The following is a 7,694-nucleotide window of genomic DNA, read 5'->3' on the forward strand; positions in this document are numbered from 1 at the left end:
ACCGCTGGCGCGGCTTGCCCCATCAGCTTGCATTGCCTGGCGGCCCCTGTCGTCTCTTTAGGGTTACTTGGATGCCTCCTTGACTGCCCAACGTTATGCCTCCGACCAGATGGATGCTGCCTTCAGCAGCGACTTGGAGAGTGAACGTGACTTCATCGATCGCGTAGGGCGTGTCACCAAGTTCGATCGGGGAGAACGCCGCAGCGATTTCCTTGATCTGTTCCGCCGCTGCGGTGGCAAGCCGCTCTGCGCCGATGTTCACGACACGCATGACTGAGAGCGGAGCGCGCAAGGCTCGGGCATACTCCCCAGGACTCGCCTCCGGCACCAGTACTGTGATAGCGTTACCAGGCATCTCTATCTCCTGTCGGATGGTCCGAAGGTATCATGGCGCCTAACAAGGGCGTTCCCGTAGTTCGCATTAGCACCGCGTCGGGCCTGTACGGCGCCCGCGTGCGTATTAACAGCGGCTGGGCGCTGGTAGCGCGACGTTCGCGTTCTGTGACGGTGCCGGCGGTATTGCGAGCTGTGCGCTAAATGGGGCCGCGCCGGAGCGAAGTGCGAACGTCGTGCGATGATGACGGGGAGAGTTTAATGCGCCCGCGTCGGGTAATCCAGACTCTTGGCGCCCTAACCTGGATTTCCACGCCAGCTCCTTACCGTGGGAATCCAGGCTAGCAAGCGTGGCCGCGGCCCAAGGCGGGTGGAATACCGGGGGCAGCGTTACAGCGTCGCCTGCCGGGGGGCTACGGCAGCAGCGTTTGGCTGACGTGCCGGGCCGACCTGACCCGTGGTGACGGGCCGCCTTGCGGCGTTCCTGTCGATCTGGCAGCACGGCGGGGCATGGGGCTTGCCCCCGGAACGCCGCGCCGGTTTCTTCCCGTTCGGGCAAGCGGAAGCGAATGGAGGCAAGCCGCTAAGCGGCCTTCCGGGGGAGGCGTTCGGGTGCAGAACCGGCCAGTCGAGAAAACCCGGGCTGGCGGCTGAGCCACCCCCAGGCGAGAAAGAGCCCCCAGGCGCCGCGCCCGCCTGATTGCGGCCAGGATACCCGGCGCGGGCGCTGCCCCCGGGCATATCGGCCGGGCGCGGAGCGGCTCGAGGTGGAGTAGCTCCTGCCGAAAACGGAACGGGACACGGGAGAAAATAGAGGTGGGCGGCTGCGCGGCCCGCTGAGGAGGCACGGTGCTGAATTACGAGCGGTTGACGATCAAGGCGGCGGAGGCGATCCAGGCGGCGGCCCAGGAGGCGCGGCGGCGGGGGAACCCGGCGCTGGAGGACGTGCATCTGTTGCGGGCGCTGCTGGAGCAGGACGAGACCGTGGTCGTGCCCACGCTGCAGAAGGTGGGGGTGAACGTCACGCGCCTGGGCGAGGCGCTGGCCCGCTCACTGGAGCGGCTGCCGCGGCAGACGGGGGGGGCGACGCCCCAGCCCAGCCGCGAGCTGAACCAGGTGCTGGACCGGGCGGAGGCGGAGTCGCGGGAGCTGAAGGACGAGTACGTCTCGACGGAGCACCTGCTGCTGGCGCTGGCGGGCCCCAAGGCCTCGAGCACGCGCGCGCTGCTGGCCGAGCAGGGGGCCACGCGGGAGGCGCTGCTCGAGGCGCTGCGCGTGGTGCGGGGGCCGCACCGGGTGGTGGACCAGGAGCCGGAGCAGAAGTACCGGGCGCTCGAGCGCTTCAGCCGCGACCTGGCGGAGCTGGCGCGGCAGGGCAAGCTGGACCCGGTGATCGGCCGGGACGAAGAGATCCGGCGCGTGGTGCAGGTGCTCAGCCGCCGCACCAAGAACAACCCGGTGCTGATCGGCGACCCGGGCGTGGGCAAGACCGCGATCGTCGAGGGGCTGGCACAGCGCATCGTCAGCGGCGACGTCCCCGAGTCGCTGCGCGAGAAGCGGCTGATCCAGCTCGATATCGCGGCCATGGTGGCGGGCACCAAGTACCGGGGCGAATTCGAGGAGCGGCTCAAGGCGGTGCTCAAGGAGATCACGGAAGGGGAGGGCCGGTTCGTGGTCTTCATCGACGAGCTGCACACCATTGTGGGCGCGGGCGCGGCGGAGGGCGCCGTGGACGCGGGCAACATGCTCAAGCCGGCGCTGGCGCGGGGCGAGCTGCGCGTGGTGGGCGCCACCACGCTGGACGAGTACCGCAAGCGCATTGAGAAGGACGCGGCTCTCGAGCGGCGCTTCCAGCCGGTGTTCGTGGGCGAGCCGAGCGTGGAGGACACGATCGCCATCCTGCGCGGGCTCAAGGAGCGCTACGAGCTGCACCACGGGGTGCGCATCACGGACGGGGCGATCGTGGCGGCGGCGCGGCTCTCCGACCGCTACGTGGGCGGGCGGTTCCTGCCCGACAAGGCCATCGACCTGATCGACGAGGCGGCCTCGCGGCTGCGCATCGAGATCGACTCGATGCCGCAGGAGATCGATGAGGTCGAGCGCCGCATCATGCAGCTCGAGATCGAGCGGACCGCCCTGGCCGCGGAGGCGGATCCGGAGGCCGTCGCCCGCCGGGAGAAGATCCAGGCGGAGCTGAAGGAGCTGGGCGAGCAGGCCAGCGCCATGAAGGCGCGCTGGCAGGCGGAGAAGTCGCAGATCGGGCGGATCCGCGAGCTGAAGGAGCAGATCGACGGGCTGCGCGTGGAGCAGGAGCGGGCCACGCGCACGGGCGACCTGAACCGCGCCGCCGAGGTGCAGTACGGCGAGATTCCTCGCCTGGAGAAGGAGCTGGCGGCGGCGGAGGCCAGGCTGGGCGAGCTGCAGGCCAGCGGCAAGTTCCTCAAGGAGGAGGTGGACGCGGAAGACGTGGCCGAGGTGGTCTCGAAGTGGACGGGCATCCCGGTCTCCCGCATGCTGGAGTCGGAGCGGCAGCGGCTGACGCGACTCGAGGAGGTGCTGGCCGCCCGGGTCGTCGGGCAGCGGGAAGCGGTGACGGCGGTGGCGGACGCGGTGCGGCGCAGCCGCGCAGGGCTGCAGGACCCGGACCGGCCCATTGGCAGCTTCATCTTCCTGGGCCCCACCGGGGTGGGCAAGACCGAGACCGCGCGCGCGCTGGCCGAGTTCCTCTTCGACGACGAGGACGCCATGGTGCGCATCGACATGTCGGAGTACATGGAGAAGCACGCCGTGGCGCGGCTGATCGGCGCGCCGCCCGGGTACGTGGGGTACGAGGAGGGCGGGCAGCTCACGGAGCGCGTGCGCCGGCGCCCCTACTCCGTCGTCCTGTTCGACGAGATCGAGAAGGCGCACCCGGATGTGTTCAACATCCTGCTCCAGATCCTGGACGACGGGCGGCTCACGGACTCGCAGGGGCGGACCGTCGACTTCCGGAACACGGTGGTCATCATGACCTCGAACGTGGGGAGCCCCTATATCCTGGAGCGCTCCGCCAAGGCGCCCTGGGAGGAGATCGAGACGTACGTGCGCGGCGAGCTGCGCCAGCAGTTCCGGCCCGAGTTCCTGAACCGGATCGACGACGTCATCGTCTTCCGGCCGCTGGGCGCCGAGGAGCTGAAGCGCATCGTGGAGCTGCAGCTCGAGCGCGTGGCCGGTCTCCTGGCCGAGCGCAAGATCACCCTGCAGGTGACGGAGGCGGCGCGGGCGCTCATTGCCGAGGAGGGCTTCGACCCGGCGTTCGGCGCGCGGCCGCTCAAGCGCGCCATCCAGCGGCTGGTGCAGAACCCACTGGCCATGCGGCTGCTGGAGGGCGATTTCGGGGACGGCAGCGCGGTGGTCGTGGAGCGGGAGCCGGGCGCGGCGCAGCTCAGCTTCCGCAAGGCACCCGCCGGAGCCGCGGCGGCGGCCGTCGCTTGACATAGGTTACGTATTGGCTAAGGTTTAGCGGACTTCTCCCCGCACGAGCATCTTCCTGGCGATGGAGCGGGACCATGCCTCATCAGCACCTCAGTCGGGCGGTCCTCCTGCTGGCGACAGTGTCAGCCGGGCTGGGCGCTGGCTGCGTCAGCAAGCGGGTCGAAAGTGGGAGCGGCGGTGGGCCCTCGGCGGTGCTTGCGCCGGCGCTGGTGGTCGAACGATTCCTGCGCGCGGCCAACGCCGTGGCGCAGCGGTCATCTTCCAGGGTGCTCGAGCCGGATCGGCTGCGGCGCGAGCTGGAAACCATGGGGCGGCTGTTCGGCACGCACGAGGGAGCGCTGCTCGAGCGGGATCCGCGCCAGCAGGTCGAGCAGCGCATGGCTACGCTGGCCTCGATCCTCCAGCATGAGGACTACGTCCTGGACGGGCCCACACTCGTGCCGGGGCGGAGCAGCGAGGCCGTCGAAATCGTGGCGCGGCTGCGCATCCGCGGACTGCCCGTGGCCGTGCCCTTCACCGTCGTACGCAGCGGGAAGGATGCGTGGCTGGTCGAGAAGATCGACATCGAAAAGATCACGGGGCGGCGTCCCGGATTTTAGGGTAGACGCGGGCCAGAGAGGTGGGGGGCGCGCCCAGCGCGTGAGCCAGCCGGAGCACCAGGTGGAGCAGGATGGTGCGGCCGGTGCCGTAACGCAGCCAGAGGCGGGGTGAGGTGCTGACCGCAGGGCGGAGCAGGCGCACCCGGCCGATGCGGCGCAGGGCACGGTAGAGCTGGATGTCCTCGAAGAGCGGCACAGCCGGCACGCCGCCGGCACGGCGCATGGCCTGGGCGCGGGCGAAGATGCCCTGATCGCCCGTGGCCGTGCGCAACAGGCGGGACCGGAGGTTGATGGCGGCCGCCAGCAGCCGCAACGCCAGCGACAGCCGCCCGGCCCCCGGATCGAAGCGCAGCCGGAACGCTCCGCCCACCACCACGGGGTCCGCAAGCGCAGCGTCCAGCGCAGCAGCAGCCTCGGCGGGGAGCAGCGTGTCTGCATGCAGCAGGACGAGCGTGTGGCCGCGCGCCGCCTCCACTCCGGCCCGGAGCTGCGCACCTCGCCCCGGGGGCGCCTGGACCAGCCGTGCGCCCTCCGCCAGCGCCGCTTCGGCCGTGCCATCCCGACTGCCGCCATCCACCACCAGGTACTCGGCCCGGCCGCCGAACGCACGGCGCGCGGCGGCCACCGTCGCGCCGATCAGGTCCCCCTCGTTCAGCGCGGGAATAACCACGGAATAGTCAGGCGACGTCATCCCTCCACCAGCTCGACCAGCACGCCGCACGTCGTCTCGGGGTGCAGGAACGCGATGCGCCGGCCGTGCGCGCCCTGGCGGGGCGTCTGGTCAATCAGAGTGAGGCCGGCCGCTCGCAGGCGAGCCAGCGCTGCCGCCAGATCAGGGACGCGGTAGGCGATGTGGTGCAGCCCCGCGCCGCGGCGCTCGAGGAAGCGCGCCACGGTGGAATCCGGCCGGGTCGGCTGCAGCAGCTCGAGGCGCCCCGCGCCCATACCCACGAACACCAGCTCGACGCCGTCCCGTTCCAAGCGCTGCGGCGGGGAACCGCGCGCGCCGGTCAGGAGTTCGAATTGTGGTAGTGCGTCGGCAATGGACGGAACCGCGATCGCTACATGGTCCAGCGGCAGCTCGCTCATGCGCCTCAGGCGGCCAAGTTCTTGCACATTTCCGACGTGCAAATTAGCATACAGGCTGCGCCCAAGCCATGGGCCGCAACCACAACGAAGGAGACAGTAATGGCCCACAACGGCAAGCTGGTGACGGTGACAGACGCCAACTTTGCGCAGGAAATAGAGAACGGGCGGGGGCTGACGATCGTGGATTTCTGGGCGGCGTGGTGCGGCCCCTGCCGCATTGTCGCGCCCGTGCTCGAGCAGCTCGCGGAGGAATACACGGGGCGGGTCACGGTCGCCAAGCTCGACGTGGACAGCAACCTGCACACGGCAACGCGCTACAACGTGCGCTCGATCCCCAGCATCCTCTTCTTCAAGGACGGCCAGCACGTGGACACGGTCGTGGGGGCGGTGCCGAAGCCGCATCTCGAGCGGAAGATCCTGGAGCATCTGGGATAGGGCTGGGGCTGGGGAGCCGAGGGGACGCGGCGACAGGGGGACGCGGCGACGCCGCGACGCGGCGACACGGTGACGCGGCGACACGGGGACACGGCGACACGGCGAGACGGCCGGGCATGAATAGTAATCGGGAAGGGGAACGGGAGCGGGAACGGGAACGAGCCTGAGCGAGTCGGCATCAGGATCGGGACCGCTCGGAGCATCCGGAATCGACGCAGGGACCGGCGGCAACGCTGGCCCTGCGTCGTGTTATAATTCCCCAGGGCCGGGGGCTGAGGAGGGGTGGGCACCCTACGCGTACATGTGCCCAGCGGCTCTTCGGCTACGCTCGGGGCAGGCTCCGCAGTGGTGCCCGGTCGTTGGTGGTGGTGGGACGTAGAGATTTTCGGGCACGGGCACGGGCACGGGCACGCGCAGGCGTAGGCGTACACGTAGGGGAGCGACCGATTCGGGCATCCGCTGTGCGGTTCAGGGCATCGCCTGTGCGGTCTCGTTGAGGCGTGCCCTCCGGGCCTGGGCAGCACAACAGCGCTCATTGGCGTAAGTCCATGTCACAACTGTATATTGTGAGCACGCCCATCGGGAACCTGGGCGATATCACCTACCGCGCCGTCGAGGTTCTGGGCGCTGTCGACCGTATCCTGGCGGAGGACACCCGCCGGACGTCCATCCTCTTGCGGCACTACGGCATTGCGACGCCGCTGGTATCTGCGCACGCGCACAACGAGGCGGCGCGGGCCGCCCGTATCGTCGGCTGGCTGGATGCGGGGCTGCAGCTCGCGCTGGTCTCCGACGCCGGCACGCCGCTGATCTCGGACCCGGGCGCACGGATCGTGCAACGGGTGATCGCGGCGGGTCACCGGGTCGTGCCGGTGCCGGGCCCCTCGGCGTTGCTGGCGGCCCTGGCGGCTGGGGGAGTGGATCCCGAGCCGTTTACGTTTTACGGCTTTGTGCCGCGCAGCGGCCGGGCGCGAGTGGAGCGGCTGGAGGAGATCTCGCGGCTGAGGCACGCGGCGGTGCTGTACGAGGCGCCGGGCCGGCTGGCGAAGCTGCTCAGGGATCTCACCGCGCGCTGCGAGCCGTCGCGGCAAGTAGTGGTAGCGCGGGAGCTTACGAAGGTGCACGAGAGCGTGGTGCGGGGAACCCTGGCCGTAGCAGCCGCCTACTACGAGAACCAGACGCCGCGCGCCGAGGTCGTGGTGGGGCTGGCGGGCGCGGCGGCGCAGCCGGCGGGCGAAGAAGACGTCCAGCAGCTCGCGCAGGCGCTGCTGGCGGAGGGGCGGCCGGCGAGTGGCGTGGCCCGAGAGCTGGGCCGGCGGCTGGGCGTGCCGCGGCGGCGCGCGTACCAGATCGTCCTCTCCCTGGTGGGGGAGGGCGGAGGCGAGGCGGAATGAGGTTGAGCACTGTGGCCGTGCTGCCGCTGCTGGCCGTGGCGCTGGCGGCGCCGAGGCCGGCCGCCTTGACGATTGCGCAGGTCCAGTACGGCGGCGGCGGCGACTGGTATGCCAATCCTTCGTCGCTGCCCAACCTGCTGCGCGCGATCCGGGAGCGCACGGGTCTGGCGGTGGCGGAGCGGCCGGCGCAGGTCAAGCTGACGGACCCGACACTGCGCAACTACCCTTACCTCTATATCACGGGGCACGGCAACATCCGGCTGACGGACGAGGAAGTCCGGATCCTGCGGCGGTATTTGCTGGCGGGCGGGTTCCTGCACGCGGATGACAATTACGGTCTGGACGAGAGCTTCCGGCGCGAGATGCGGCG

8 protein-coding genes are annotated in these 7,694 nt (G+C 70.1%); 6 read left to right on the top strand and 2 right to left on the bottom strand.

Annotated elements, in window-relative coordinates:
- Positions 1 to 79 precede the first annotated feature (79 nt).
- The 3 genes from HY703_04550 (at position 80) to HY703_04560 (ending at position 4,406) form a co-directional block, all read left to right on the top strand.
- Entirely contained in the window at positions 80 to 277 is a 198-nt protein-coding gene (locus HY703_04550) for a hypothetical protein (protein ID MBI4544444.1), read from the top strand.
- A 908-nt stretch (positions 278 to 1,185) separates the two neighbouring features.
- A complete protein-coding gene (clpB, locus tag HY703_04555; protein ID MBI4544445.1) occupies positions 1,186 to 3,807 on the top strand; it encodes an ATP-dependent chaperone ClpB in 2,622 nt (873 codons plus the stop codon).
- Between the two features lie 74 nt (positions 3,808 to 3,881).
- On the top strand, positions 3,882 to 4,406 hold the full coding sequence (locus tag HY703_04560) for a hypothetical protein (protein ID MBI4544446.1): 525 nt from the start codon (positions 3,882 to 3,884) through the stop codon (positions 4,404 to 4,406).
- Here HY703_04560 and HY703_04565 read toward each other — a convergent pair.
- Positions 4,381 to 5,097 (bottom strand): TIGR04283 family arsenosugar biosynthesis glycosyltransferase, encoded by a 717-nt coding sequence (locus HY703_04565; protein ID MBI4544447.1) that lies wholly within the window; start codon positions 5,095 to 5,097, stop codon positions 4,381 to 4,383. The two genes, HY703_04560 and HY703_04565, sit on opposite strands and share 26 nt — an antisense overlap.
- Positions 5,094 to 5,495 (bottom strand): methylmalonyl-CoA epimerase, encoded by a 402-nt coding sequence (gene mce, locus HY703_04570; protein ID MBI4544448.1) that lies wholly within the window; start codon positions 5,493 to 5,495, stop codon positions 5,094 to 5,096. Before mce ends, HY703_04565 begins: the two co-directional genes overlap by 4 nt.
- A 99-nt stretch (positions 5,496 to 5,594) precedes the next feature.
- Between mce and trxA the strand changes: the two genes are divergently transcribed.
- The 3 genes from trxA to HY703_04585 all read left to right on the top strand — a co-directional run.
- Positions 5,595 to 5,930 carry a thioredoxin gene (trxA, locus tag HY703_04575; protein MBI4544449.1) on the top strand — a complete coding sequence of 112 codons (336 nt, stop codon included), beginning with the start codon at positions 5,595 to 5,597 and terminating at the stop codon, positions 5,928 to 5,930.
- 548 nt (positions 5,931 to 6,478) lie between these two features.
- Positions 6,479 to 7,324: a 16S rRNA (cytidine(1402)-2'-O)-methyltransferase gene (gene rsmI / locus HY703_04580; protein MBI4544450.1), complete on the top strand. Its 846-nt coding sequence runs from the start codon at positions 6,479 to 6,481 to the stop codon at positions 7,322 to 7,324.
- On the top strand, positions 7,321 to 7,694 hold a 374-nt coding region (locus HY703_04585; protein ID MBI4544451.1), incomplete at its 3' end, for a DUF4159 domain-containing protein. The genes rsmI and HY703_04585, both read left to right, overlap by 4 nt.

It is taken from the genome of Gemmatimonadota bacterium (assembly GCA_016209965.1).
GTDB lineage: Bacteria > Gemmatimonadota > Gemmatimonadetes > Longimicrobiales > RSA9 > JACQVE01.